Raw genomic sequence first — 24,972 nt, forward strand, 5'->3', positions numbered from 1 at the left:
GGGGGGGCGCTTCCCCTGCTCCTGCTCGGAGCGCCGCATGACTTCCCCCAATCCCCTGCCCGACGAGGCGAGCGCCTATCTGGCCGACCCTCGGCGCGAGCCGCTCGAACTCGATATCGAAGGTGGCCGTGGTCCGGCTCCGTTTCGCTGGCTCACCCGCTTCATGGAGCACCTGATCGCCACGATCCTGGTGGCGCTGATCGTCTCGGTGTCGGCCAACGTCATCGGACGCTCGCTGCTCAATCGCTCGCTGCCCTGGGCCGATGAGCTGGCCCGCATGCTGTTCATCTGGCTGATCTTCATCGGTGCCGCGGCGGCTTTCGCCCGCTACGAGCACATTGCCGTCGACTTTCTCGTCCGCCGGCTGCAGCCGCGGGCTGCCTACGTGCTCTACCTGCTGCAGCATCTGATCATCGCCACGCTGATGGGCATCATGGTATGGGGCGGCTATCTGGTCATGTCACGCTCCACCGGGCGAACCGCCATCCTTGGTGTGCCCTGGAACCTGATCAACGTCTCGCTGGTGCTCTGCTCGCTGTTCATCGTCGCCGTTGCGCTGTGGCGGGCGTGGCAGTGCCTGCGTTTGATTCGCAACCCGGATATCGACCAACCTCAGGCGGGAGACTGAACCATGCTGTGGATCTTTCTGGGCATCCTGTTCGCCTCCATCGCCATAGGGCTGCCGATTGCTTTCGGTCTCGGCGTGGCTGCCGTGGTCCTGGCCATCCTCTCCGACATTCCGCTGTCGATCCTGATCGAGCAGTCGATCCGTGGGGTCAACAATTTTCCGCTGCTGGCCATTCCTTTCTTCATTCTGGTGGGTGAGGTGATGAGTCACGGCGGCATCGCCCGTCGCCTGATGGAGCTGGCCGGTGCGCTGGTGGGCTTCGTACGTGGCGGGCTGGGGCAGGTTGCCATCACCGGCTCGATGTTCTTCGGCGGTATCAGCGGCTCGGCGGTGGCCGATACCGCGGCCACCGGTTCGATGATGATTCCCTCGATGAAGCAGCAGGGCTATTCCGCGCCGCATGCCACGGCGATCAATACCGTCTCCTCGGTCATCGGTATCATCATTCCGCCCTCGATCCCGCTGATCCTGTTCGGCATCGTCACCGAGACCTCGATCAGCCGCCTGTTCATCGCCGGCATCGTGCCGGGCCTGATGATCGGCTTCGCCCTGATGGTGACCACGTTCATCATGGCCAGCATCGAACACGCGGGGCAGACCCGCCGCTTCGAGCTGGGTCGCCTGTGGCAGGCGTTCAAGTCGGCCTGGCTGGCGCTGGTGCTGCCGGTGATCGTGATCGGCGGCATCATCGGCGGCGTATTCACCGCTACCGAAGCGGCAGTGGTGGCGCTGCTCTATTCACTGTTCATCTCGATGGTGTTCTACCGCGAGTTCCACCCGCGCGAGCTGTGGGGCATGTTGATCCGCACCGCCCGACTGACCGGCATGGTGCTGCTGCTGTTGGCCTTCGCCACCGTCATCGCCTGGTTCCTGACCATCAACATGGTACCGCAGACCCTGGTCCGCCAGGTGCAGGCGATCACCGAAGAGCCGTTCCTGCTGCTGCTGATCGTGGCGGCGCTGCTGCTGCTGGTGGGCTTCGTCATGGACCTGACTCCGGCGATGGTGATCATGGCGCCGATGCTCACGCCGATCGTCACCTCGGTGGGGGTCGACCCGGTCTACTTCGGCGTGCTGATGGCCTTCATTCTCGGCATCGGCCTGTTGACCCCGCCGGTAGGCACCTGCCTGTACGTGGGTTGCGGCGTTGGCAGGGTCAGCATGGAGCAACTGGTCAGGGCGATGCTGCCCTACTATGCGGCGCTGCTGGTGGTGCTGGTGGTGCTGATCGCCTTTCCGGGCATCGTGACCTGGCTGCCCGATCTGACCGCCGTACGCGGCAACTGAGCACAGGGTGAACGCGTGAAGGACGTAACCTACCGCATCGTGGTGATGGGGGTGTCGGGCTCGGGCAAGTCGTGCGTCGGCGCGCTGCTTGCCCGGCGTCTCGGCGTCGCCTTCATCGACGGCGACGACTACCATTCGCCGACCAGCGTCGCCAAGATGGCCGGCGGCATTCCGCTCGACGATGAGGATCGCCGCGAGTGGCTCGGGGCCTTGGCAAACTTGATCGGCGATCATCGTCGCCGCGATGCGTCCCTGGTGGTGGCCTGCTCGGCGCTCAAGCATCGCTACCGTGAACTGTTGCGGCAAGGCGACCCGGAGCTCGTGTTCCTGTTTCTCCAGGGAGAGCGCGCCCAACTGCGTGAACGCCTGGCAGCCAGGGAGGCGCACTTCTTCCGCGGCGATGCGATGCTCGACAGTCAGCTGCGCGATCTCGAGGCGCCCGCTGTGCATGAGGCCGTGACCTGCGGTATTGGAGATGCACCGGAGGTCATCGTCGACACCTTTCTCGAGGCCTTGCCACACTGCCGGGGCTGACGGCCCGGAGCGGTTGGGCTGGGCAGCGTGGCCTGAGGAACTCCGGTATCATGCGTTGCTTTGCCGATATCGACCACGGGATGCCGGCAGGCCCAATTACCGTCAGCGGGGAATCGTGAAAAAGAAGCGACCGACACTGCAGGACATCGCCGACCGGGTCGGGGCGACCAAGATGACGGTCAGTCGTTGCCTGCGCGATCCGACGACGGTCTCCGAGGGCCTGCGTGAGCGCATCTTCAGCGTGGCGGAGCAGGTCGGCTACATCCCCAATCGGGCGCCCGACCTGCTTTCGCGGGCCACCAGCCACTCCATCGGGCTGCTGGTACCGTCGCTGTCCAACCAGGTGTTCGCCGACGTGCTGGTGGGTATCGAGGAGGTGACCGAACCGCTGGGCTACCACCTGATGCTGGCGCACTACGGCTACAGCCCGGAGCTGGAGGAGCGCAGTCTGGCGTCGCTGCTCTCCTACAACGTCGACGGTCTGATTCTCTCCGACAGCCACCATACCGCGCGTACCTGCCGCATGCTCGAAACCGCGGGCATTCCCACGGTCGAGATCATGGACTCGCTGAGCAAGCCGCTTCACCAGGCAGTGGGCTACGACAACGTGCGTGCCGCCTACGACATGATCAGCGAGATGATTCGCCAAGGTCGGCGTCGCATCGTCTATCTCGCCGTGCGTCTCGATCAGCGTACCCGTCAGCGGGAAGAGGGGTACCGGCGGGCGATGGCAGAGCACGGGCTCGACCCTCTCACCCTGCACCGCAGCCAGCGCTCCTCCTATAGCGTGGGGGCGGCGTTGCTCAACGAGATCCTCGTCGAGCACCCGGACACCGACGGCATCTTCTGCACCAACGACGACGTCGCGGTCGGCGCCTACTTCGAATGCCTGCGACAGGGCGTGGCGGTACCGCAGCGCATGGCCATCGCCGGTTTCCACGGCCACGACGTGGGCCAGGTGATGTCGCCGCGGCTGGCCAGCGTGATCACGCCGCGGCGGGACATCGGCAGGCGAGCCGCCACCGAGCTGATGGCCAGAATCCAGGGCAAGGCGCTGCAGGAGCCCGTGATCGATCTGGGGTATCGGATCGAGCCCGGTATGACGCTGTAGCCCCGCTTCCCCTTAGTCTGTGTCGTTCTGCTCGGGTTGGCGCGCCATCAGTGTGATCTCGACGTTGGAGCCGCCGCTCAGGCGTGGCGATTCGGTGCAGGTGCGTGCGGGGTAGCGCTTCTCTTCGAAGAACTCGGCGTAGGCGGCGTCCATGGTGTGAATGGTGTCCAGGTTGGTCAGGTGAACGTCCACCCGCACCACGTCGGCCATCGAGGCGCCGGCATACTCCAGCATGCGTGACAGGCGGCGCATCACCCAGCGGGTCTCCTCGGCGATGTCGCCGAGTACGGCTTCGCCTCCCTGAATGTCGGTCACCGTCAATCCGGAAAGGAAGATGTAGTGGCCGTCCAGCACGATGTGGCTACCGGGAAAGACCGGAATGGCAAGCGTCGGGTCGTTGCGGAAACGGTGCATGGCGCTGCCCCTGGCTGCGGTTGGCGTTCCTCTCATTGTGGTTGCATCTGCCCAGGGTGCAAGGCGCTTGCCTTCGCTGCATGGCTGGTCGATGCTATCGGCTGAAGCGTGCTGCGATGCAGTATTTTCCTTCATCCGATCAAGGCGAAGCGCATGGACGATCAGGGAGTGCGGGCAGACAACGGGTTCATCGAGAACCGTACCTTCGACGAGATCAGGGTCGGCGATACAGCGGCCTTGGAAAAGCGGCTGACGCTGGACGACATCAAGCTCTTCGCGATCATGTCCGGCGACATCAACCCGGCCCACCTGGATGACGATTTCGCCAAGAGCACCCGCTTTCAGGAAGTCATCGCCCACGGCATGTGGGGCGGGGCGCTGATCTCTACCGTGCTGGGTACCGAGCTGCCCGGTCCCGGTACCATTTATCTGGGTCAGACCCTGCGTTTTCGCCGGCCGGTGAGGCTCGGCGACGTGCTGCGGGTGAGCGTGCGCGCCCAGGCCAAGGACGAAGCGCACAAGCGCATTACCTTCGACTGTCTGTGCGCCAACCAGAACGGCGAGACCGTGATCGAAGGGCAGGCGGAGGTCCAGGCGCCGACCGAGAAGATTCGCCGTCCGCGCACCGTGCTGCCGCGGGTGCGGCTGGCGGAGCGGGCGCACCTGCACGAAATGCTCAGTGCCGCCGAACACCCCGCGCCGGTGAGCATGGCCGTGGTGCATCCGGTGGACGAGGTCTCGATCATGGGCGCCGTCGAATCGGCCCGCCAGGGGCTCATTCGACCGGTGCTGGTGGGCCCCAAGGCCAAGGTGCATGCCGCTGCCGAAGCCGCCGGCGTCGATATCGCCGAGTTCGAGCTGGTCGACGTGCCCCACAGCCATGCTGCCGCGGCCGAGGCCGTGGCCATGACCCGGGCGGGGCGGGTGGAGGCACTGATGAAGGGGGCGCTGCACACCGACGAGCTGCTGCATGAAGTGGTCAAGCGCGACACCGGCCTGCGTACCGAGCGCTGCCTGAGCCACGTCATGGCCTTCGACGTGCCGACCTACCCGCGGCCGCTGTTCATCACCGATGCGGCGATCAACATCTACCCGACCCTGGCGCACAAGAAGGACATCGTGCAGAACGCCATCGACCTGGCACACGCAGTCGGTCTCGACTCGCCACGGGTGGCACTGCTTTCGGCGGTGGAAACGGTCAACCCCAAGATCGCCTCCACCTTGGAAGCCGCCGCCCTGTGCAAGATGGCGGATCGCGGGCAGATCCGCGGCGGAGTGCTCGACGGTCCGCTGGCCTTCGACAACGCGGTTTCCGAGGCAGCCGCGGCAGCCAAGGGCATCGTCTCGCCGGTGGCGGGGCGCGCCGACATCCTGGTGGCGCCGGATCTCGAGTCGGCCAACATGCTGATGAAGCAGCTCACCTACCTGGCCGACGCCACCGGCGCCGGGCTGGTGGTCGGCGCGCGGGTACCGATCGTGCTAACTAGCCGCGCCGACGATGCCATCACCCGCATGGCCTCCTGCGCCCTGGCGCTGCTGGTCTCCGAGCAGCAGAAGAGGGCGCGGGCATGAGTGGCCAGATCCTGGCCGTCAACAGCGGCTCCTCGAGCCTCAAGTTCGCCCTGTTCGATGCCGCCAGTACTGCCAGCCCCATGGCCATGCAGGTGCGCTATCGTGGCCAGTTCTCGGGCCTCGGCAGCCGCGCTCGGGCCGAGCTGCAAGCCGGGGTCGGTACTGAGCTGAATGAAGAGCAAGACGCCGCGCTTTACGATGTACCGGCAACGCTGGACCACGCAGGGGCGTTGGAACGCCTGCTGCAATGGGTCGAAGACAATCCGGCGCTGGGTGACGTTCGGGCGGTGGGTCATCGTATCGTGCATGGCGGTGCCCGCTATCGTGAGCCGCTGCACCTCGATGCCGAATCCTTTGCCGCTCTGGAGGCGCTGAACGAGCTGGCGCCACTGCATCAGCCGCATGGCCTGGCACCGGTGCGCGCGCTGACCGGCCTGCGTCCCGGGCTGCCCCAGTACGCCTGCTTCGATACCGCCTTTCATGCCACTCAGCCGGCAGTGGCGCAGACCTTTCCGCTGCCGCGCCGTTTTCGCGAGCAGGGCGTGATCCGCTACGGCTTCCATGGGCTCTCCTTCGACTACGTCAGCCGTGCACTGAGCGCTGAGCGGCAGCGTCGTCAGGCGACACCGGGTGGGCGCGTGATCATCGCCCATCTGGGTAACGGGGCCAGCCTGTGCGCGCTGCGCGATGGCCAGAGCGTGGCCGCCACCACCGGTTTCACCGCCGTGGAGGGGCTGATGATGGGCACCCGCAGCGGCAGCCTCGACCCGGGGCTGGTACTGCATCTGATTCTACAAGAGGGCATGAGCGCCGAGGCCGTGCAGCGGCTGCTCTACAAGGAGTCGGGTTTGCTTGGGGTGTCCGGGATCAGCGGCGACATGCGCGAACTGCTGGCCAGCGAGGCACCGGAAGCCGCCGAGGCCATTGCGCTGTTCGTCTATCGCATCGTGCGCGAGATCGGCAGCCTGGCGGCGGCCCTGGGTGGGCTCGACCATCTCGTCTTCACCGCCGGCATCGGCGAGCGGGCCGCGCCGGTCCGCGCCGCCGTGGCACAGGGCTGCGAATGGCTCGGTGCGCGCCTCGACGAAGCAGCCAATGCCGCGAATGCCCTCGATATCGCCGCGGCCGACAGCCGGCTCGGCCTGTGGGTCATACCCACCGACGAAGAGCGCATGATCGCCTGGTACACCGCCACCGAGCTGGCGCGACGGATCTGATCCCGCGGTATCGATCGCACCTCTATCAGCTTCATCGGGTTCTCAGCCAAGGGTCGGCTTTCAAGCCGGCCTTGACGCCACCCGCGTACGTTCTATTCTAAACAGACCGGTCGGTCTAGGAGCAAGAATGGCACTCAACACCAAGGAGCAACTGCTCGAAGCCGGGCTATCGATGCTGCTCAAGCACGGTTACAACGACTTGGGCATTCAGGCGCTGCTGGAGGCAACGGGCGTACCCAAGGGGTCCTTCTATCATCACTTCGGCAGCAAGGAGGACTTCGCCCTGCAGGTCGTCGATCGCTATATGCAGGAGGTGCATCAGGGGCTGAAAGCCGCCTTGCAGGACAAGACGCTGCAACCGTTGGAACGGGCACGACGCTTCTTCGAGCTATCGCGGGAGAAGTACCGTCAAGACGGCCACCTTGGCTGCATGCTGGGAGCTTTGGGACAAGAACTCTCCGGCGTGAATCCGACCTTCGCGCGCAAGATCGAGAACTGTTTCTCCGTGGTGACGCGACATATTGCGGAGTGCCTGGAGGAGGCAAGACAACAGGGCCAGCTGGCGCCCGATGCCGACCCCGTGGAGCTGGCCAACCTGCTGCTGAACTGCTGGGAGGGGGCTGCCTTGCGCAGCCGTTTACTCAGAGATCCGGCACCGCTCGATCGAATGCTGGATTTCTATTTTGCAGCGGCGACTCGTGACGCTTGAACGTGCCGGGTTGCCGGTGCTCACACTCAAGCTGATGGAGGTGGATCATGACAACAACAATGACGAATCCGACAACGCCAAAGGCAGGCTATCGACTCGAGGGCACGATGCTGGAGATCTGCTCGTGTTCCGCACCCTGTCCATGCTTTCTCGGTGAAGACCCCGACGGCAACGAATGCCATGGCGTAATCGCCTTCAAGCTGGAAAAGGGGCGGGCCAGGGGCGTCGATGTATCCGGTTTGACTCTCATGAACGTGGCGCACATACCTGGCAATGCGCTGGCCGGAGGCTGGCGTTCGGTCATCCTGATCGACAGTGCCGCAGACGACGCGCAGTACGAAGCGCTGCTGGACGCCTTCGGTGGCAAGTTGGGTGGGCCGTTGGCCGACCTTGCAGGCCTGGTAGGTGAGGTCGTGGCCGCGGAGCGTGTGCCGATCGTGCATGAGGCCCAGCAGGTGGAAGGGCGCTTGATCGCACAGGGTAGGGTCGAGGCGGAACTTGCCCCGATCCAATCCTCACCGGACGGAACCACGGCCACGATGCATGACAGTGCCTTCACCACGGTCAAGGGTGCCCCGGCCTATCTCGGCAAGTCGCGGCGTTATCGGGTCAGCATGCCGCAGCATGGCATGAGCTGGACTCACGACGGGCAGAATGCCATTCAGACCGCCTGGAAGATGGAGTTCGAGCCGTGAGTGCCGTGCTCGACCGGCAGGCAAACCGGATTACCGCCGACACCCTTCTGCTGCTGGGCATCATTGGCCTGGCGTGGCTGTTGGCCATCGTGGCCGAGCTGACCGGCAGGGTGCAGTGGGTCCATCATCACCAGTTGGTCGTCGACGACATGACACTCTGGAGCAGCCTGGTCCTGTTCCTGCTCGCCTGGCAGCTGCATATCGCGGCCATGATGCTGCCGTCCACCCTGCCAATGATCGGCCTGTTCCGTCAGGTGGCAGCCGGCCAGCCCCGTCCGGGGGCGGTATGGGCCTGCTTCCTTGGCGGCTATCTGCTCGTGTGGACCATGTTCGGTGTGCTGGCCTTGCTGGGCGACACGCTGCTGGGGATGGCTCTTGCGGACTGGCACTGGTTGATGCATCGACCTGAATGGATGATGGGAGCCGTGCTCGTGCTGGCCGGGGCCTTCCAGTTCACGTCACTCAAGTCGCGGTGCCTGGACAAGTGCCGCCAGCCACGCTCTTTCCTGCTGGCGCATTACCGGCGAGGTCTGGGTGGGGCCATGACGCTTGGCGTGCGACACGGGCTGTTCTGTCTGGGGTGTTGCTGGGCGCTCATGCTGGTGATGTTCGTGGTCGGCATTGCCAACCTGGCGTGGATGGCGCCCCTGGCCGCGCTCATGATTTACGAGAAGATCGGCCGCTTTGGAGACAGGGTGGTACGGCCGGCCGGCATGGCCCTGATCCTGCTGGGTGCACTCGTGTTCCTCGGCCCGGCGTGGATGCCAGCCCTGGTGCACATGCATTGAAAGGAACTCACGGCGGCTCCTGCCGTGCAGGAGCCGCCGTGCCATGCCGGGGAATGCTACAGCGTTTGCCAGGGAGCGGTAGGCGGTTCGGCGAGCAGTTCGACCAGGGTGTCCAGCGCCTGGCTCAGCGCTTCCCGCGAGACGGCGGCGCTGAGGCACAGCCGCAGCGCCTGGGGCGCCGGTTCGCTGCCCACGCAGAAGGGCTCGGCGCTGCTGACCAGCACGTTACGTTGCGCCAGGGCCGCCAGCAGGATGGCGCTGCGCTGGCCTTCGGGCAGCGGCAGCCACAGGTTGTTGCCGTGCTCCCGCCCGCCCAGGGCATACCCGGCGAGCCGTTCCCGCGCCAGCCGCTGGCGCGCCCCCAGTTCCTCGATCAGCCAGTCGAGCAGCACCCGGCTGTCATCGCTGGCGACCCAGCGGCACACCGCCTCGACCATCAAGGGCGGCACCATCCAGCTCTGGGCGCGCAGCGCCGCGCCCAAACGTTCACGCAGCATGGCGGGCGCCAACAGGGTGCCGATGCGCAGGCCGCCGGCCAGTACCTTCGAGGTGCTGAAGATGAACAGCGTGCGTTCCGGGGCCAGACGATAGAGCGGGGTGCCGCGTTCGGTGGCCGGCAGGTACTGCACGCCATCCTCCACGATCCAGAAGTCATGGCGGCGGGCAAGGGCCGCCAGCCGTTCGCGGCGACTTTCGCTCAGCGGCGTGCCGGTCGGGTTGTTCTGGTCGGGCGTGACGTACACCAGCCGCGGCGGCTGCTGTTGGGCACACAGCCGGGCGAGGGCCTCGACATCCATGCCGTGAGCATCCATCGGTACCCCGAGCAGCTTGAGATGCGCCTGGCTGGCGGCACTGATCAGGCCGGGGTAGGTCAACACATCCGCCGCGATGCGCTCACCCGGGCGTGTCAGCGCCTGTAGTGCCAAACTGATGCCGTGCTGGCCGCCCTGGGTGACGAGCAGCGACTCGGCCTCGGCGGGCATGCCGAGCTCGGTCATCCAGACCGCCAGCCGTTCGCGATGCTCCGGTACGCCGCGATCCGACTGGTACTCCACGGCGCGCTGCAGCAGCGGACCCTCGACGGCGATTTCCTGCAGCACGCGCCCCAGCGAGGCAGCCCGCAGCGGATGCGGGGGCGGCAGGCTCAGGCTGAGATCGATGATGCCCTCCTCGACGGGGCGACTGGCGAGAAAGTACTGGCCAGACGGCGCTTCGTTGTCGCGCACGTAGGTGCCGCTTCCCACCCGGGCCACGACCCGGCCCTGGCGCTCCGCCTCGGCATAGGCGCGGGTCACGGTGCCCACGGTGACACCCAACCGGTCGGCCAGTTGACGCTGCGGCGGCAGCTTCTGCCCCGGGGCGAGTTCGCCGGCCTGTATCGCCAGGGCGATGGCGTCGGCAATCACGCGGTAGCGCACGCCCTCGGAAGGGAGCTGAGGAACCCATATTGTCATGGTGACAATAAAACCTTTGACGCCAATATTGGCAGGATTATGCTGGAAATTGTGCGCACAATCCAAGCAGAAATCAAAAATTGTATGGGTGCAATAGAATGGAAGCTTTGGCGTTACTCGGGCCGGCGGCCCTCTACATGATCTCGATGACCATCACTCCCGGGCCCAACAACGTGATGCTCACGGCCTCGGGAGCCAACTACGGCTTCATGCGCACCTTGCCGCACATCTTCGGCATTCTGGGCGGCTGCTTCCTGCTCTTCGCCGGCATTGCCCTGGGGCTTGGGCTGATCTTCGAGCGTTACCCGATGGTGCAGACCGTGCTGCGGGTGATCGGCAGTGCCTACCTGCTCTATCTGGCGTGGAAGATCGCCACCGCACCGCCGCCCGATTTTCGCCTGGAGGGCAAAGGGCGACCCTTGAGCTTCTGGCAGGCGGCGGCGTTCCAGTTCGCCAATCCCAAGGCCTGGGTCATGGGGCTGGCGCTGATGGCGGGGTTTCTGCCGGAAGGCGGTAACCTGGTGATGAACGCCCTGATGCTGGCGGCCTTTGCCGAGCTGGTCGGTCTGCCCTGCATCGCCCTGTGGGCCGGGTTCGGCGTGGCCATCGGTCGCTGGCTCGACACGCCCCGGGCCTGGCGTATCTTCAACTGGACCATGGGCGCGCTGACCGCCGCCTGCGTCTACTTCATTCTGGCCTGAGCGAGACGCTAGCCACGGTTACAGGAAGTCGGACAGCTCCTCCGGGCTCATGTTGCCGCCGGTGATCACCACCACCACATCGCCTTCGGGAGGTAGCGTGACCAGATCTTCCAGCAGCGCTGCCACGCCCACGGCCGCTCCCGGTTCCGCCATCAGCTTGGCCTGGTAGAGCAGGTGGCGCATGGCGCGGCCGATGGCATCGTCGTCCACCTGAAGCAACTGCTGAGTCGTTTCGCGACATACGGGGTAGGTGTGCTCGCCGACGATGGCGGCGCCCAGGCTCTTGGCACAGGTGGCGACCCGCTCCAAACGTTCGGGTGCGCCGGCCGACCAGGCCGCGGCCATGCTGGCGGCTCCGCTGGGCTCCACGCCGATCAAGGCAAGGCCGGGCCGCAGTGCTGCGGCGGCCGAACCGATACCGGCGATCAGGCCGCCGCCACCTACCGGGCACAGGATGGCGGTGGCCTCGGGCGCCTGTTCGAGAATCTCCAGCCCCACCGTGCCCTGGCCGGCCATGATGCGCTCATCGTCGTAGGGGTGTACCAGGGTCAGGCCGCGCTCCGCCACCAGCCTGTGCATCAGCTCCCAGGCTTTGTTGATATCGCCGTGCAGAATCACCTCGGCGCCGAGCTTACGGCTGCCTTCTACCTTGAACGGGCTGGCGTTCTCGGGCATCACGATGGTTACCGGCACGTCGGCCTGGCCGGCCGCCCAGGCGAGCCCTAGAGCGTGATTGCCCGCCGAGACCGCCCCCAGCCCGCCGGCCAGTTCCTCTTCGCCGGCGCTGCGCAACCAGTTGAGCCCGCCGCGCGGCTTGAACGAGCCGGTGCGCTGAAACAGCTCGCCCTTGAGCCAGATCCGCCGCCCGAATTTTTCGGACAGCACATGGTCGAGCAGCAGCGGGGTGGGGGGCAGGCTGTCGGCGATGCGGCGCTGGGCTTCCTGTATCCGTTCGAGTGGCAGCATGGGATACACCTACGTCAGGTTGTAGATGATGGTGAACAGGCTGGTACCGGTGACGATGAAGGCCAGAGTAGACAGCAACCCGTCCCGGGCCATGATAGCCAGCCCGAACAGGGTCAGGGCCACGCCAGCAATGTTGACCGTTAGCGGCACCAGTTCCATGGGCGGCATCGCCAGGGCCAGGACGAAGCAAGCCAGGGCTGTCACACGCATGCCTTGCTTGCCGGTCATGAAGGAGAAGCGTGAGTGAAGCAGCCGGTCGATCCACCTGGCCGGCTTGTACATCCACTTGAGGCCGGTGTGTACCTTGTCGCTGGGCAGCGTACGGTTACGCAGCCAGCCGGGAAACCAGAACGTGCGCCGTCCGAGCAGGAGCTGGCCGCTGACCAGCAGCGTGAACGCTGCCATCAGCGAAGGCACCCCGGGAATGCCGCTGACGACCGGCATGAGAGTGACCATGCCGGCCAGCAGCAGCAGGGGACCGAATGAGCGCCGGCCGATGGCATCGAGCACTTCATCGAAGCGAATGCGTCCCGACGGGGTCTCGATGGCCTCGATGGCGCGCATCATCTCCTCGAGGTTATGGGGCTCGTCACTCTCTACGGCGGCGTCTTGCTGGCTCTCTTCCATTGGGGTCTCGCTGCTGGTGTCGTGGCATGAGTCCGATTGCTCACCACCAGCATAGACGTTGCCGCGAAGGGGAAAGCCTAGGCCCAACGCGGATCGGCAGTGAAGGCCACCGTGAACCAGCGTCGCTCCGGCGGCGGGCTCAGCTTGGCGGCGATCTCTTCACGAATCTCGTCGAGCACGGCGATGCCCCGCTCGGCGGCAAACGTCGGGGTGGTGACGATATGGATCTCGATGTAGTGGCCGCGCCCGGCCTTGGCCACGTGGCTGAAGTATTCGAGCAGTCCTTCACGCTGCATCACCGGCTCCATGGCGGCATGTACTTCGCGGTCGATGTTGCTGGGAGCGATCAGCAGGATCTCGCGCAGCGCGCGACGCACGATACCGATGGGCACCGGCATGAAGCAGACCGTGAGAATCACCAGCAGCAGCGAATCGATATAGCGGGTCAGGTGTTCCCACTCGGTGCCCTGCAGCAGCAGGCCGATGCTGAACGCTACCAGCAGCGAGGTGGTGATGAGGGCGGCCATCAGCCAGCCCTGCATGTCGATACGCACGAACTCCGACTGCGCCCGGCGGTTGATGTGGCGCTGGTAGAACACCATGGCGTAACACATGGTGGCGACCACCACGGCATAGGCGATGGCCACGTCGAAAGCCAGCGGTTGGCCGCCCTCCATCAGCCCCTGTAGCGCATTGAGGAAGGCGTAGAAGCAGAGCAGCATCAAAATGCTGCCGTTGAGTGCCGCCACCAGCGGCTCCAGGTGCCAGTAGCCGTGCTGGAAACGCTGGCTGGCCTCGCGCACCGCCAGCCTTGCCACCAACAGGGCGAGTGCTGACATGGCCGCGTCGATGGTGGAGAACACCCCGTCGAACAGGATCGACTGTGAGCCGGCCAGCAGCCCGAACGTCACCCCCAGGCTGGAAACCACCAGGGTGACGACAATGGAAACTTTCAGCGCTCGCTGCTCGAGAGAGGCTTGCATGATGGTTCCTCGAAATGCAAAACCTCCCATGCTAACCGAGCCGGTAAAAAGAGGGGAGGGGCGCCACCTCGGCGTGTGAAGACGATCAGGCGTGTGGAAGCGACGGCGCCTGCTTCACTACTCCAAACGCAAAGCTGGTATCGATGGAGCCGATGCCGGGAATGGTGTGCAGGGTGTCGCGCATGAAGCGCTCGTAGTCCTCGAGGCTGGCTGCCACTACCCGCAGCTGGTAGTCGCGCTGCCCCGTCAGCACGAAGCAATCGATGATCTCGTCGATCTCCCGCACCCTGCGCTCGAATTTGGCCACCGTCTCGGTGTCGTGGCGGGCCAGCGAGATGCGCGTGAAAACGGTCAGGGGATAGCCGTAGCGTTTCTGATCGATGATCGCCGTGTAGCCGCGTATCACGCCCTGCTCCTCGAGTCGCCGGACCCGCCGTAGGCAAGGGGAGGGAGAGAGGTTGACCCGCTGGGCCAGATCCTGATTGCTCAGACGTCCGTCGAGCTGGAGCTCATGCAGAATCTTGCGGTCGATCTTGTCCATGGCTGGGCCTTTTCTTGGAATATTATTGCCAAAAACTAACCAAACGAGGCAGAGAACGAAAGCAAATTCTCTTGGTGCGGGCATAGCATGACAAGACAACGAGCGACATTCCTCACCGTGGAGTCGAGTCATGCAGCAGCGCCATTCTCAGCAGGGCCACTCTCAGCAGGGCCACTCTCAGCAAGGCCACTCTCAGCAAGGCCACTCTCAGCAAGGCCACTCTCAGCAAGGCCACTCTCAGCAAGGACAGGGCTTCGCCACGCGAGCCATTCACGCCGCCTACGACAGCCGGAACGAGCAGGGGGCACTGACACCGCCCATGCATCTGACCTCCACCTTTACCTTCGAGAGTGTCGAACAGGGCGCCGAACGCTTTGCCGGCGAAGCGCCCGGCCACTTCTACTCGCGGATCTCCAATCCCACGGTGGCCACCCTGGAGCAGCGTATGGCCAACCTGGAGGGAGCCGAGGCCGGCCTGGCCACTGCCTCGGGCATGGGGGCCATCACCGCGCTGATGTGGAGCCTGCTGCGCCCCGGAGATGAGCTGATCACGGACAGCCATCTCTACGGCTGTACGCATGCCTTCTTTCACCATGGCCTGACCGAGTTCGGCATCCGCGTCAAGCACGTGGACCTCTCCCAACCGGCGGCGTTGGAGGTGGCGATTGGCGAGCGCACCAAGCTCGTCTATTTCGAGACCCCGGCCAACCCGACCATGCGCCTGGTGGACATCGAAGCGGTGAGCCGTATCGCGCACCGGCACGGGGCGCGTGTGGTGGTGGACAACACCTACGCCACCCCGGTCATCACCCGGCCTATCGAGCAGGGGGCGGATTTCGTGGTGCACTCCGCCACCAAGTACCTGGGTGGGCATGGCGATCTGATCGCCGGCGTGCTGGTGGGCAGCGTGGACGACATCCACCGGGTGCGTCTCACCGGGCTCAAGGACTTCACCGGCGCGGTGATGTCGCCGTTTACCGCGTTTCTGATCATGCGCGGCCTGAAGACGCTCGAAATCCGCATGCAGCGGCAATCCGCCTCGGCGCTCGAGGTGGCCCGATGGCTGGAGCGGCACCCGGCGGTCGAGCGTGTCCATTACCCCGGGCTGACCAGCTTTCCTCAGCATGAGCTGGCGCGGCGGCAGATGAGCGATTACGGCGGCATCATCGCCTTCGAGCTCGCCGGTGGTCTGGAGGCCGGGCGTCGCTTCATGAATCGTCTCGAGCTGATTCAGCGCGCCGTATCGCTGGGCGACGCGGAAAGCCTGATCCAGCATCCGGCCAGCATGACCCACTCGGTGCTGAGCCCTGAAGAGCGCGCCGAGCATGGGATTTCCGAGACTCTGATCCGCCTTTCCGTGGGGCTCGAGACGCCGTCGGACATCCAGGCAGATCTGGCTCAGGCGCTGGAGGTCAGGGCGTAATCCGGATAGACAAAAGTCGTATTTCTTCTCCTTTAGTTAAACTCTGCCGCTCGGCTGCCGATGGAAGCTTTATAGCTGGAGATTTAACACCAGAGTTCTATGACCCATGGGAGCGGTACGATGAAGCATCTTTCCATCAAGTGGAGCCTGACGGCAGCCCTGGCCGCGCTGGTGCTGATGATCGGACTGATCAGTGGGTTGGGGTTCTATTCCAACAGCAGCAGTGAAGCTGCCCTGCACGAGCTGGCGGAAACCAACGCGCAGCTCTCCAACCTGGCCAACCGCGCCCAGGTCAACGTGCTGCGTGCGCAAACCTTCCTCGATCGCTATGCCGCCCACAGCGCTCAGGGCAACCCCGACCTCGGCCGCGAGAACCAGGAGATGGCCGTGACGGCGGTAGAGACCGCACAGGAGCGTTTCGCCGAGTTCCGGCAGATTGCCATCGCGCCTGACGATACCCGCGCACCCTACGTGGCCGCCATTGCCGAGGCATACGATGCCTATGTCAACGAAGGGCTGGTGCCGCTGCTGGATGCCGCGCCCTTCCTGGTACAGCGCCGACAGGACCAGTTGGCCGAACTGGGGGCAGGCCTGGACGAGGCCATGGAGGCCTTCATTGCCTACAGCGAGCAGCGTGGTGCCGTTGCCATCGCGCAGGTGAAAACCCTGAGCAATCGCATCGGGGCGACTGCCCTCGGTCTGCTGATCGTGGCCTTGGCCGCCGCCTTCTTCATTCGCCTCGCCATGATGCGGGCGGTCGTGACGCCCCTGCGCGAAGCCATTGCCCATTTCGAGCGTATCGCCGATGGCGACCTGACGGCTCGTATCGAAGACCGGGGGCGCAACGAGATCGGCCAGCTCTATGGCGCCTTGGGACGCATGCAGGAGAAGCTCAAGACGCTGGTGGTATCGCTGCGGCAGAGCAGTGAATTCGTCTTCACCGGTGCCGGAGAGATCGCCTCGGGCAGCCAGGACCTCTCATCCCGTACCGAGGAGCAGGCCGCCGCCCTGCAGCAGACTGCCTCCAGCATGGAGGAGATGGCCTCCACGGTGAGCAAGAATACCGACACCGCCATCGAGGCCGACCGGCTTGCCGCTTCGGCTTCGCAAACGGCCGAGGCAGGGGGAGAGGAGGTGGAGCGCACCGTCAAGCTGATGCGCGAGATTTCCGAGAGTGCCAAACGCATCAACGAGATCATCGGCGTGATCGACTCCATTGCCTTCCAGACCAACATCCTGGCGCTCAATGCCTCGGTCGAGGCGGCGCGGGCGGGCGAGCAGGGGCGCGGCTTCGCCGTGGTGGCAAGCGAGGTTCGCTCCCTGGCCAGCCGCAGTGCCGAGTCGGCCAGAGAGATCCGCAATCTGATCGAAGCCACGACCAGTCAGATCGGCACCGGTGCCGAGCAGGCCGAGCGCAGCGGCGAAACCATCAATGCCACCGTCGACTCGATCCGCCAGGTCACTGCGCTGATGGCCGAGATTTCCACCGCGACGCGGGAGCAGAACAGCGGCATCGAGCAGATCAATGCTGCGCTTACCGAAATGGATTCCGTCACCCAGCAGAATGCCTCTCTGGTGCAACAGACGAGTGCTGCTGCCTCCTCGCTGGAGCAACAGGCAAGCAGTCTGGCAGCGTTGATCGCCACCTTCCGCGTCGACGAAGATGCCATGTCGACTGCCGCCCCGGCCAAGCCGCAGGAGCCCCGCCGCCCCGAGCAGAGTCAAGCGACGCCGGAAACTGCCGATAAGCCTCGGCTTGCCAAGTTGGTCGACCCCAAGCCGAGCGGTTCCCGCAAGCGCACCGCTGCCGAAGAGGACTGGAGCGAGTTCTAGGCTGGAGCATCGAGGCCGGCTCTTGAAGAGTGGCTGTAATTTTTTGTGAAAACAACGATTTGTAGTAAAAGGCGCGACTAGACTGCGAGCAGGGAAGCCCGCAGAAGGAGCGCGACATGACGAGGGATTCGACAGCCAATGGCCTGCCTCGAGCCACGGCAGGCGAAACGCTGGCAGTAATGGGCGACGTCTACGTACCCAATATCGCCAAAGGGGTGATCATACGGCGGCCCAAGGTGGTGGGGGTGGCAGAGAAGCTTGGCCTGGATGAGCGGGCCATTCGTCGCCTGCAGACGCTCAACGAGAAGTACGGCCCGGGCCCGCTGATGCTGAACATGCCCGAGGGCAAGCCGATGGCATTGATCCTCGACCCCGACCACGCCAATCGGGTGCTCAACGAAACCCCCGAGCCGTTCGCCACTGCCGAATGGGCCAAGCGCAAGGCGCTGGAACACTTCGAGCCCGACATGGCGCTGGTTTCTCACGGGCCCGAACGGGCCGAGCGTCGTCGTTTCAATGAAGAGGTGCTACAGAGCGAGTGCCCAGTGCACGGCCTTGGGGCCCGCTTCGTTCAGGTGGTGGAGCAAGAGGCCAATGAGCTTCTCACCCAGGTCGAACGACACTCCGACAAGCTCGATTGGGATATGTTCGAAGCGACCTGGAACCGCGTGGTGCGCCGCGTAGTGCTGGGCGATACCGCCCGCGACGACCATGCTCTGACGGAGATGCTGGAGAAGCTGCGCAGTGCGGCCAACTGGGCCTTCTTCCACCCGGGGCACGACCGGGTGAAGGACGAGTTTCTCGAGCGCGTTCGTACCTATCTCAAGCGCGGAGAAGAGGGCAGCCTGGCGGGGGAAGTCGCCCGAGTGTCAACCAACGACACCACCCAGCCCGAGCATCAGTTTCCTCAGTACCTGTTCGCCTTCGACCCTGCAGGCATGGCCACTTTCCGTGCCCTGGCGTTGCTTGCCGCTCACCCCAATCAGGCCGAGCGGGCTCAGGCCGAGATAGCCGAGAATGCCGGTAAACCCGCCCCCGAGCTCGATTTCCTGCGCGCCTGTCTGCTCGAGTCGCTGCGGCTGTGGCCCACCACGCCAATGGTGCTGCGCCAGACCACCGAGGCAACCGAGTGGGAGAACGGCACCATGCCGGCAGAAACGTCGATCCTCATCCTGGCGCCCTATTTCCATCGCGATGATCGCCACCTGGATGAAGCCGATCGCTTCAATCCCGACCTCTGGCTGGAGCCGGATGCCGCAGGCGACTGGCCGCTGATCCCCTTCAGCGGCGGTACCGGCATCTGCCCGGGGCGCCGGGTGGTGCTGACGGTGACCAGCCACATGCTGGCCAGGCTGCTGCAAGGCCGGGAGTTCCAACTGAACCCGCCGACCCGCCTGCTCAGCAGCAAACCGATGCCGCCGCTGCTCAACAACTACGATCTGGAGTTCAAGGTCGGTAGTAGACAGTGAATGCTAGAGCCTACCAGTGACAGCGCGAGGCTGAAACATAAGGGAACAGTGTCGCTCAGCTGAGGGCTCGCTGCTTTCGCCTCCGGGTCTTGTCGTCGTACATGCGCTCGTCGGCCAGGGTAAGCACTTCCTGGGCAGGCACCTCGGTGGAGCTGGCGCCGCCGAGGCTCAAGCGAAGCTCCAGCGTCAGTCGTTTGCCGTCGGCGGTGGTGATGCTGCAGCGCTGGCCTTCGATATGCGTTCTGATCAGGCTGGCCAGGCGGTTCGCGGCCGTGAGGTCCGCGGAAGGAAACAGGACGACGAATTCGTCACCGCCGTAGCGGGCCAGGATGTCGCTGGCGCGGCAGTGCACCTGCAGGCGCTCGGCCACCGTGGTGATGAGCTGGTCGCCTGCCACATGGCCGTAGCGGTCGTTCACTACCTTGAGTCCATCGACATCCACCATCAAGACGGCAAAATCCAGGCTCGGCGTCTGCCCCTTGCCCTGGACGCTCAGCTGCAGGGCCGATTCGAAGAAACCACGGTTGTAGAGCCCTGTCAGCCCGTCGCGCTCCGCCGTTTTCTTCAGCGCGAGGTGCAGCAGCTTGTTCTCGGTGGCTGCCGCCAACTGATCGACGAAAAGGGTCAGCATGCGCTCCAGCCGACCATCCAGCTTAGGCGCACGTACGATCAGCCAGCCCTCGTACTGGCTGAGGCGGCCCGCCATGGAGGTGGCATAAAGCTGCTCGCCGACACTCTTCTCGCGCAGCTTGACCACACTTTCCTGCCGATCGTGGAGCTTTGCCAGCAGGCCGCCCAGCCGTCGCTCATCCTCGGCGCCGAGCTGCAGACCTGCCACGGCGGCGTAGCGTGTCACCTCGGGCCGATTGCGCTCCTGCAAGAACACGGCGAATCCGTACTCGGGGAAATCGGCATGCAGATGCTTCAGAGAGTCGTCCAGCAGCATATGAATGTTCGAGGCGCTGTTGGCGACGCCGCCCAATTCGAGCAGAGCGTGGAAGACCCGGTTCTGGAACTTGATCTCACGCATGCTACGACCGAGCTGACGGTTTTGCCCGTACATCACATAGGCGATGGCCAGAAAATAGGCCACGGCACCGGCCCCCTGGTAGATGTCCAGCCCGGTGCTGACGTATGGCCGAATCTCGAAGCCGGTCAACGCGCTCCAACCCAGGGCGCCACCGGCGAACAGTGCCATGGAGACCAGCATGCGGCGCGGGCCAGCTACCACCATGTTGTTCATGAAGCAGGCGAGTGCGATTGAGAGCGTGGCCAGCACGTAAAAATCCAGCACGCTGCACCACACGCCAAACAGCAGGCTGTCGAACAGTAGATTCTTGAACTCGGCTTGCTTCGAGTCCTGGGCTTGGGCCGCGTGCAGGTAGGCGATTGCCGGCCATAGCAATAGCAGCAGCCCCGGTAGAATCAGCGACCAGCCGCTTCCTTCTACCAGGGCGATCCATACCGTGAGGCCGAAAGTGTGGAGAAAGGCAAAGGCACGGGGAGGCAGCGTTGCCAGGGCGAGTCGATGAGGACGCCTGGCACCGAACGGCTTGTGAGAGAGAGCCTTGAATGTCAGCAAGATCTCAGTCTGTGTTGAAGGCCAAATGGATGAGACGGCGTTAACACATCGAGTCTGGAGCGTCTCGTGCGAATTTCCATTAGCCTAGCATTAGTGAAAGCAGTAGACAGTATCGATGAATGAGATCGTTCGTATTCAGGCCACCCCTTTATCGAATGAGTGGGTGAAGATAAGTGGCCATGACGCATCGAGAGTGCCAAGGCGCTACACTGTAGCGAGGTCTCAGTGCTAGGAAGCTCATCATGACAGCCCCCACCAAGCCACTGTTCTGGCGCGATGCACGCATGCCCCATGTGGAGCTGCGCAAGGTAGAGGATGGACGCAAGGTCTGCTACGCGCCGCACAGTCATATTCAATGGTCGCTGGGGGCGATCACCGCGGGGGAGAGTACCTTCCGCTACCTGGACGAACGCCATCACGTAAGGGCCGGTACCCTGGTGATGATGAACCCCGGCTGGATGCACGCCTGCAGTGCCATCGAGGACCGACCCTGGGGCTACCTGATGCTCTACGTGGATGCCGAATGGCTTACCGCACTGCGCTACCAGGCGGGATTGTTGGATACACCGTACTGGCAGGACATCGCCACAGCGGTGATAGACGAGAACGAGTGGTACATGGGGTACTGCCGCATGGCAGCCTGCCTGTTGGACCCCAACCGTGACCTGCTCGACAAGCAGACCGAAGTGGTGGAATACCTCTCGGCGCTGATGCACCGACTGGCCGGCCAACCGGCACGGCCGATAGCTCAGGCGCCGGCCACGTTGATGGCATTGGCCGCCTATCTGGACGAGCATGCCAGCGAGGAAATATCGCTGGACGACTTGTGCGAGCGGAGCGGCTACAGTGCCGGCCACCTGATTCGCGCCTTCAAGCGCCATTTCGGCTTCACGCCGCATGCCTATCTGGTCAATCGGCGCATCCAGCTCGGCCAGCACGAGCTGAAGAACGGCACTCCGATTGCCGAAGCAGCGCTGAACGCAGGCTTTGCCGACCAGCCGCACTTTCAGCGCACCTTCAAGCGCATGGTGGCGGCTACGCCGCAGCAGTATCGCCAGCCCTCACTCGAGCAATAGGCTCTCACTCAAGCAATAAGCCCTTAAGCAATAAGCCCTTATTCGAGCAATAGGTAAAGGCAGCTGGCGGCCAGCAGCAGTGCAAGGGTGCGGTTGATCGTCACCAGCACCGCCGGGCGGTGCACATAGCGGCGCAGAAAGGCGCCGGCATAGACCCAACTGCCCAGCGACAGCCAGCAGATCGGCAGATAGAGGGCGGCGAACAGCAACACCTGATTCAGATCGCTGCCGCTGGTGTAGGCGCCGATGCCCGATGCCGACGCCAGCCACGCCTTGGGGTTGAGCCACTGCATCAGGGCTCCCGTCATGAATCCCGGTGCCCGTTGGGCCTCGTTCTCGGGCAGGCGGCCGTCGTCGCGAAACAGCCGCCAGCTCAGGTAGAGCAGGAACGTCACACCGGCCCAGCGCAGCGCCTGGTCGAGACCCGACACCAGCGCCAGTGCCGAATAGAGCCCCAGCCCCACGGCTATGAACAGCGCAATGAAGCCTAGCGTGGCGCCAGTGACGAACACCAACCCCTGGGTAAGCGGATAGCGCGTACCGCTGCTCAGGCATACCAGGTTCACCGGCCCGGGCGAGATCGAAGCCGCAAGGGCAAACGCCGACATCGGCAGAATCATGGCAAGGCTCATCGTCATCCTCCAGGGTGGCAATGGGCCTGAGTCTGCCGCTGCGGCGCGGTGCGGTATTGAAGGAAATTGATGTACGAATCTCCCCCGCGCCGTTCAGGCGGGAGGAATGTTCGCATTGAAGCGGAACATGTTGTCCGGGTCCCAGGTTCTCTTCAGTGCTTGCAATCGTTCGTACTTGCTGCCGAATGTGGCTCTGGTGATTTCATTCTGATTTTCCAGAAAACCTGGGTAGTTGAGGTAGAAGCCGCCGCATGAGTAGCGTGCAAAATCCGTCACGGCATTGCGTGCCCAGGCGATATTGGGCTCATCGTCGGTGTGATCGGTCCATACGGATTCGGCAGCAAGTAGATAGGCAGCCTTGCGCCCGCCGAAAGCGGTCTCGTGCTCGGCCACGCGTGCTACCGCGCCACCCATGTGCCATAGCACCAGCGTCGTCAGCGGTGAGGGGCGGGCAGCGGCATGCTCCAGGAGCCGCTCGATTGCCTCATCGCTCAGGGCTTCCTCGGTCACGGTGCGACCCTTCCAGTAGTAAAGATTCCCCTGGGGAAAGCCTGGATCGAGCATGGATTGAATATCCGTCCAGCGCATCGTGCCGCTGAAATCGAACAGCGGTTCCGAGACGGTTCGCAACGGCCGCAATGCTTCCTCACCTTCGGCCGGAGCGCCCGCATACGCACCGAGAAAAGCGATGGCCGGTTTACCACGGGCTTCCAGGACCGGAAAATCCGGCGCATCCGGTACCGTCATCGAGGTGACCAGAGTCGATACCTCATCACAGGTCTTGGCGGTGAAGTCACGATACGCCTGATAACACTTCTTACGCTCTTCAGCCGGATAAGCCACGAAGGTGAAAAAGACCTCCGGCCCGACAGGGTGCAATTGGAACTCGAAGGTGGTCACCACGCCGAAGTTGCCACCGCCGCCTCGCAGGCCCCAGAGCAGCTCGGGGTTCTCGCTTTCGCTGGCATATACCACTTCGCCGCTGCCGGTGACCACTTCGGCACGAACCAGATTGTCACAGGTGAGCCCGTAGCGACGGCGAAGCCAACCGAGACCGCCGCTCAGACAGAGCCCGGCCACCCCCGTCTGCGAAACCACGCCCATTGGCGTGGCAAGGCCGTGTACCTGCGCCTCGCGATCCACGTCTTCCAACAGTGCGCCGCCCTGGACACGTGCGAGGCGTTTGTCGGCGTCCACGACCACGCCGCGCATCGGCGAGAGATCTATCGCCATGGCGTCGTCTCCCACTGCCGTGCCGGCCACGTTATGGCCGCCGCCGCGTACGGAGATCGGCAGGCCGTGCTCGCGGGCAAATCTTACTGCAGCCAGGACATCCGCCGTTCCTCGACAGCGCGCGATGAGCGCCGGCCGCCTGTCGATCATGCCGTTCCATACCTGGCGTGCCCGGTCGTACTGCGGGTCGTCCGGACGAATCAGGTGGCCACCCAGGGCCGTATCCAGTGCTTCGATAGCCGTCTTGTTCATGGCCGTTCTCCCGTGTGATGTGATTGTTATCGTGCTAATACGGGACGGATCCTTCGCTCCGTGAGAAAAAGTCTATCGATGGCCAGTCGAGTGGCGGAGCGGCGAAAGCGGCAAATCAGCGAGGCGTTTGCGTCAAGTCGCGCCCGTCGGCTGTCGGTCCTCAGCGGCTATAGTGCAATTACTACAACGATAAGATGAGTGAGGGGGGAGTCATGCATGACGTGACGGTGGTGCTGGTCAAGGGTGGCATGCCTTCCACGGCGGTGGCCCCGGTCGAGGTATTCAGTACGGCAGGTGTGCTGTGGAACATGATGTGCAGCAAGCCGGCCGAGCCGCTCTTTCACGTGCGCACCGTGACCCAGGACGGCCGGCCCGTATGCACGGCCGTTCCATTGACTCTGCAACCGGACTGCGCCATCGACGAGGTCGAGTCCACCGAGCTCATCGTCGTGTCGGCCATCGGTGCCGACCTTGAGGCTGCCTGCCCACTGAATGCGGACCTCTACCCTTGGTTGCGTGCCTGGCATGCTCGCGGAGTGATGATCGCAGGCGTTTGCGCCGGTGCCGCGTTGGTGGCGGAGGCGGGGCTGCTCGATGACCGTCCGGCCACGACTCACTGGGCAGTCGTCGATGCCTGTCGGCGGCGGTATCCGCGGGTGTGCTGGCAGCCCGAGCGCATCCTGACCGAGTCGGACAACGTGCTGTGTAGCGGTGGGGTATACGCCTCGGTAGATCTCAGCCTTTATCTAGTCGAGAAGCTGTGCGGCCACAAGGTGGCGATGGAAACGGCACGTGCACTGGTGCTGGAAACGCCACGTGCCTGGCAGACGGGTTACGGTACCGAACCGCCGGAGTGCTCCCACGAGGATCGTGGCATCCGCAACGTGCAGGAGTGGCTATTTCGCAACTTCACCGAGGCGGCGCCGCTGGGCAAGCTCGCCGGTTTCATCGGCATGAGTGCCCGCACCCTCGAGCGCCGCTTCAAGGCCGCTACCGGCGAGACACCGCGACAGTATCTGCACCGGGTGCGTATCAACGCGGCACGCCACCTGTTGGAGAATGAATGGCAATCGGTGCAGGCCGTCTGCAACGCGGTCGGCTACGATGACGTGAGCCATTTCCGGCGACTCTTCAAACGCTACACCGGTGTCACGCCGCAGCAGTATCGAGAACGCTTCAGGGCATCCGAAAACGTCGCTGCTGCCGGGCGTGCTCCGCACCGCTGATGCAGGCCGCCCGGGCCCC

General features: G+C 64.2%; 24 protein-coding genes and 1 pseudogene. 16 read left to right on the forward strand and 9 right to left on the reverse strand.

The features are described 5' to 3' along the window. The first annotated feature begins 37 nt into the window (after positions 1–37). The 4 genes from C4S71_RS09000 (at position 38) to C4S71_RS09015 (ending at position 3,560) form a co-directional block, all read left to right on the forward strand. On the forward strand, positions 38–628 hold the full coding sequence (locus C4S71_RS09000) for a TRAP transporter small permease (protein WP_103968910.1): 591 nt from the start codon (positions 38–40) through the stop codon (positions 626–628). Positions 629–631: 3 nt separating this feature from the next. Next, the gene (locus C4S71_RS09005; protein ID WP_103968911.1) at positions 632–1,915 is read left to right on the forward strand and encodes a TRAP transporter large permease; all 1,284 of its coding nucleotides are present in this window, start codon (positions 632–634) and stop codon (positions 1,913–1,915) included. Between the two features lie 15 nt (positions 1,916–1,930). After that, positions 1,931–2,449, forward strand: coding sequence for a gluconokinase (locus C4S71_RS09010; RefSeq protein ID WP_234245756.1), 519 nt, complete (start codon positions 1,931–1,933; stop codon positions 2,447–2,449). 115 nt (positions 2,450–2,564) lie between these two features. Beyond that, the gene (locus C4S71_RS09015; protein ID WP_086510344.1) at positions 2,565–3,560 is read left to right on the forward strand and encodes a substrate-binding domain-containing protein; all 996 of its coding nucleotides are present in this window, start codon (positions 2,565–2,567) and stop codon (positions 3,558–3,560) included. 12 nt (positions 3,561–3,572) lie between these two features. Here the strand turns inward: C4S71_RS09015 and C4S71_RS09020 are convergent, their stop codons facing one another. Further along, entirely contained in the window at positions 3,573–3,974 is a 402-nt protein-coding gene (locus C4S71_RS09020; RefSeq protein ID WP_086510345.1) for a RidA family protein, read from the reverse strand. Between the two features lie 153 nt (positions 3,975–4,127). Between C4S71_RS09020 and C4S71_RS09025 the strand changes: the two genes are divergently transcribed. The 5 genes from C4S71_RS09025 (at position 4,128) to C4S71_RS09045 (ending at position 8,955) form a co-directional block, all read left to right on the forward strand. Beyond that, positions 4,128–5,546: a bifunctional enoyl-CoA hydratase/phosphate acetyltransferase gene (locus tag C4S71_RS09025; protein WP_103968912.1), complete on the forward strand. Its 1,419-nt coding sequence runs from the start codon at positions 4,128–4,130 to the stop codon at positions 5,544–5,546. Next, positions 5,543–6,763 carry an acetate/propionate family kinase gene (locus C4S71_RS09030; protein ID WP_103968913.1) on the forward strand — a complete coding sequence of 407 codons (1,221 nt, stop codon included), beginning with the start codon at positions 5,543–5,545 and terminating at the stop codon, positions 6,761–6,763. The genes C4S71_RS09025 and C4S71_RS09030 overlap by 4 nt, the downstream gene beginning before the upstream one ends. A 127-nt stretch (positions 6,764–6,890) precedes the next feature. Then, on the forward strand, positions 6,891–7,472 hold the full coding sequence (locus C4S71_RS09035; protein ID WP_103968914.1) for a TetR/AcrR family transcriptional regulator: 582 nt from the start codon (positions 6,891–6,893) through the stop codon (positions 7,470–7,472). 59 nt (positions 7,473–7,531) lie between these two features. Continuing rightward, entirely contained in the window at positions 7,532–8,167 is a 636-nt protein-coding gene (locus C4S71_RS09040) for a DUF1326 domain-containing protein (protein ID WP_235014277.1), read from the forward strand. Then, complete coding sequence (locus C4S71_RS09045; RefSeq protein ID WP_200825263.1) at positions 8,164–8,955, forward strand: DUF2182 domain-containing protein; 792 nt, start codon at positions 8,164–8,166, stop codon at positions 8,953–8,955. The genes C4S71_RS09040 and C4S71_RS09045 overlap by 4 nt, the downstream gene beginning before the upstream one ends. A 56-nt stretch (positions 8,956–9,011) precedes the next feature. Here the strand turns inward: C4S71_RS09045 and C4S71_RS09050 are convergent, their stop codons facing one another. Next, complete coding sequence (locus tag C4S71_RS09050) at positions 9,012–10,409, reverse strand: aminotransferase-like domain-containing protein (RefSeq protein ID WP_086510349.1); 1,398 nt, start codon at positions 10,407–10,409, stop codon at positions 9,012–9,014. 98 nt (positions 10,410–10,507) lie between these two features. Between C4S71_RS09050 and C4S71_RS09055 the strand changes: the two genes are divergently transcribed. Continuing rightward, positions 10,508–11,110: a LysE family translocator gene (locus C4S71_RS09055; protein WP_103968916.1), complete on the forward strand. Its 603-nt coding sequence runs from the start codon at positions 10,508–10,510 to the stop codon at positions 11,108–11,110. 18 nt (positions 11,111–11,128) lie between these two features. Here the strand turns inward: C4S71_RS09055 and C4S71_RS09060 are convergent, their stop codons facing one another. The 4 genes from C4S71_RS09060 to C4S71_RS09075 form a co-directional block, all read right to left on the reverse strand. Beyond that, complete coding sequence (locus C4S71_RS09060) at positions 11,129–12,076, reverse strand: threonine ammonia-lyase (protein ID WP_103968917.1); 948 nt, start codon at positions 12,074–12,076, stop codon at positions 11,129–11,131. A 9-nt stretch (positions 12,077–12,085) separates the two neighbouring features. Then, the gene (locus C4S71_RS09065) at positions 12,086–12,703 is read right to left on the reverse strand and encodes an exopolysaccharide biosynthesis protein (RefSeq protein ID WP_086510352.1); all 618 of its coding nucleotides are present in this window, start codon (positions 12,701–12,703) and stop codon (positions 12,086–12,088) included. A 77-nt stretch (positions 12,704–12,780) separates the two neighbouring features. Beyond that, positions 12,781–13,686, reverse strand: coding sequence for a cation diffusion facilitator family transporter (locus tag C4S71_RS09070; protein WP_086510353.1), 906 nt, complete (start codon positions 13,684–13,686; stop codon positions 12,781–12,783). An 85-nt stretch (positions 13,687–13,771) separates the two neighbouring features. Beyond that, the gene (locus C4S71_RS09075; RefSeq protein WP_103968918.1) at positions 13,772–14,227 is read right to left on the reverse strand and encodes an Lrp/AsnC family transcriptional regulator; all 456 of its coding nucleotides are present in this window, start codon (positions 14,225–14,227) and stop codon (positions 13,772–13,774) included. Positions 14,228–14,370: 143 nt separating this feature from the next. Between C4S71_RS09075 and C4S71_RS23030 the strand changes: the two genes are divergently transcribed. The 4 genes and pseudogenes from C4S71_RS23030 (at position 14,371) to C4S71_RS09095 (ending at position 18,952) form a co-directional block, all read left to right on the forward strand. Next, the gene (locus tag C4S71_RS23030; protein WP_422666847.1) at positions 14,371–14,538 is read left to right on the forward strand and encodes a pentapeptide repeat-containing protein; all 168 of its coding nucleotides are present in this window, start codon (positions 14,371–14,373) and stop codon (positions 14,536–14,538) included. After that, positions 14,475–15,650, forward strand: a pseudogene (locus tag C4S71_RS09085) (methionine gamma-lyase); the annotation flags it as partial. The gene C4S71_RS23030 and the pseudogene C4S71_RS09085, both read left to right, overlap by 64 nt. A 120-nt stretch (positions 15,651–15,770) precedes the next feature. Beyond that, entirely contained in the window at positions 15,771–17,483 is a 1,713-nt protein-coding gene (locus C4S71_RS09090) for a methyl-accepting chemotaxis protein (protein WP_103968919.1), read from the forward strand. Positions 17,484–17,599: 116 nt separating this feature from the next. Next, positions 17,600–18,952, forward strand: coding sequence for a cytochrome P450 (locus tag C4S71_RS09095; protein WP_103968920.1), 1,353 nt, complete (start codon positions 17,600–17,602; stop codon positions 18,950–18,952). Between the two features lie 55 nt (positions 18,953–19,007). Here C4S71_RS09095 and C4S71_RS09100 read toward each other — a convergent pair whose 3' ends face one another. Further along, positions 19,008–20,534 carry a sensor domain-containing diguanylate cyclase gene (locus C4S71_RS09100; RefSeq protein WP_103968921.1) on the reverse strand — a complete coding sequence of 509 codons (1,527 nt, stop codon included), beginning with the start codon at positions 20,532–20,534 and terminating at the stop codon, positions 19,008–19,010. A gap of 242 nt (positions 20,535–20,776) precedes the next feature. Between C4S71_RS09100 and C4S71_RS09105 the strand changes: the two genes are divergently transcribed. Then, complete coding sequence (locus C4S71_RS09105) at positions 20,777–21,610, forward strand: AraC family transcriptional regulator (RefSeq protein ID WP_086510359.1); 834 nt, start codon at positions 20,777–20,779, stop codon at positions 21,608–21,610. A 38-nt stretch (positions 21,611–21,648) separates the two neighbouring features. Here C4S71_RS09105 and C4S71_RS09110 read toward each other — a convergent pair whose 3' ends face one another. Together C4S71_RS09110 and C4S71_RS09115 are read right to left on the reverse strand one after the other, a co-directional pair. Further along, positions 21,649–22,242: a LysE family translocator gene (locus C4S71_RS09110; protein WP_103968922.1), complete on the reverse strand. Its 594-nt coding sequence runs from the start codon at positions 22,240–22,242 to the stop codon at positions 21,649–21,651. Positions 22,243–22,335: 93 nt separating this feature from the next. Then, positions 22,336–23,727, reverse strand: a complete 1,392-nt coding sequence (locus C4S71_RS09115) for an FAD-binding oxidoreductase (RefSeq protein ID WP_103968923.1) — start codon at positions 23,725–23,727, stop codon at positions 22,336–22,338. A 212-nt stretch (positions 23,728–23,939) separates the two neighbouring features. On the opposite strand from C4S71_RS09115, the gene C4S71_RS09120 reads away from it, so the two are divergent. Continuing rightward, on the forward strand, positions 23,940–24,953 hold the full coding sequence (locus tag C4S71_RS09120; RefSeq protein WP_160113375.1) for a GlxA family transcriptional regulator: 1,014 nt from the start codon (positions 23,940–23,942) through the stop codon (positions 24,951–24,953). The last annotated feature ends 19 nt before the right edge of the window (positions 24,954–24,972 follow it).

Origin of the sequence: Billgrantia desiderata, from assembly GCF_900108215.1 — a bacterium.
GTDB classification, from domain to species: Bacteria; Pseudomonadota; Gammaproteobacteria; order Pseudomonadales; family Halomonadaceae; genus Halomonas; species Halomonas desiderata.

Excerpts from the sequence above, each read along its gene's own strand:
- C4S71_RS09000 (WP_103968910.1), top strand. The coding sequence starts at position 38 with ATGACTTCCCCCAATCCCCTGCCCGACGAGGCGAGCGCCTATCTGGCC.
- C4S71_RS09075 (WP_103968918.1), bottom strand. The coding sequence starts at position 14,227 with ATGGACAAGATCGACCGCAAGATTCTGCATGAGCTCCAGCTCGACGGA.
- C4S71_RS09120 (WP_160113375.1), top strand. The coding sequence starts at position 23,940 with ATGCATGACGTGACGGTGGTGCTGGTCAAGGGTGGCATGCCTTCCACG.
- C4S71_RS09035 (WP_103968914.1), top strand. The coding sequence starts at position 6,891 with ATGGCACTCAACACCAAGGAGCAACTGCTCGAAGCCGGGCTATCGATG.
- C4S71_RS09055 (WP_103968916.1), top strand. The coding sequence starts at position 10,508 with ATGGAAGCTTTGGCGTTACTCGGGCCGGCGGCCCTCTACATGATCTCG.
- C4S71_RS09110 (WP_103968922.1), bottom strand. The coding sequence starts at position 22,242 with ATGAGCCTTGCCATGATTCTGCCGATGTCGGCGTTTGCCCTTGCGGCT.
- C4S71_RS09090 (WP_103968919.1), top strand. The coding sequence starts at position 15,771 with ATGAAGCATCTTTCCATCAAGTGGAGCCTGACGGCAGCCCTGGCCGCG.
- C4S71_RS09105 (WP_086510359.1), top strand. The coding sequence starts at position 20,777 with ATGACAGCCCCCACCAAGCCACTGTTCTGGCGCGATGCACGCATGCCC.
- C4S71_RS09005 (WP_103968911.1), top strand. The coding sequence starts at position 632 with ATGCTGTGGATCTTTCTGGGCATCCTGTTCGCCTCCATCGCCATAGGG.
- C4S71_RS09070 (WP_086510353.1), bottom strand. The coding sequence starts at position 13,686 with ATGCAAGCCTCTCTCGAGCAGCGAGCGCTGAAAGTTTCCATTGTCGTC.
- C4S71_RS09030 (WP_103968913.1), top strand. The coding sequence starts at position 5,543 with ATGAGTGGCCAGATCCTGGCCGTCAACAGCGGCTCCTCGAGCCTCAAG.
- C4S71_RS09025 (WP_103968912.1), top strand. The coding sequence starts at position 4,128 with ATGGACGATCAGGGAGTGCGGGCAGACAACGGGTTCATCGAGAACCGT.
- C4S71_RS09040 (WP_235014277.1), top strand. The coding sequence starts at position 7,532 with ATGACGAATCCGACAACGCCAAAGGCAGGCTATCGACTCGAGGGCACG.
- C4S71_RS09020 (WP_086510345.1), bottom strand. The coding sequence starts at position 3,974 with ATGCACCGTTTCCGCAACGACCCGACGCTTGCCATTCCGGTCTTTCCC.
- C4S71_RS09095 (WP_103968920.1), top strand. The coding sequence starts at position 17,600 with ATGACGAGGGATTCGACAGCCAATGGCCTGCCTCGAGCCACGGCAGGC.
- C4S71_RS09065 (WP_086510352.1), bottom strand. The coding sequence starts at position 12,703 with ATGGAAGAGAGCCAGCAAGACGCCGCCGTAGAGAGTGACGAGCCCCAT.
- C4S71_RS09060 (WP_103968917.1), bottom strand. The coding sequence starts at position 12,076 with ATGCTGCCACTCGAACGGATACAGGAAGCCCAGCGCCGCATCGCCGAC.
- C4S71_RS09115 (WP_103968923.1), bottom strand. The coding sequence starts at position 23,727 with ATGAACAAGACGGCTATCGAAGCACTGGATACGGCCCTGGGTGGCCAC.
- C4S71_RS09050 (WP_086510349.1), bottom strand. The coding sequence starts at position 10,409 with ATGACAATATGGGTTCCTCAGCTCCCTTCCGAGGGCGTGCGCTACCGC.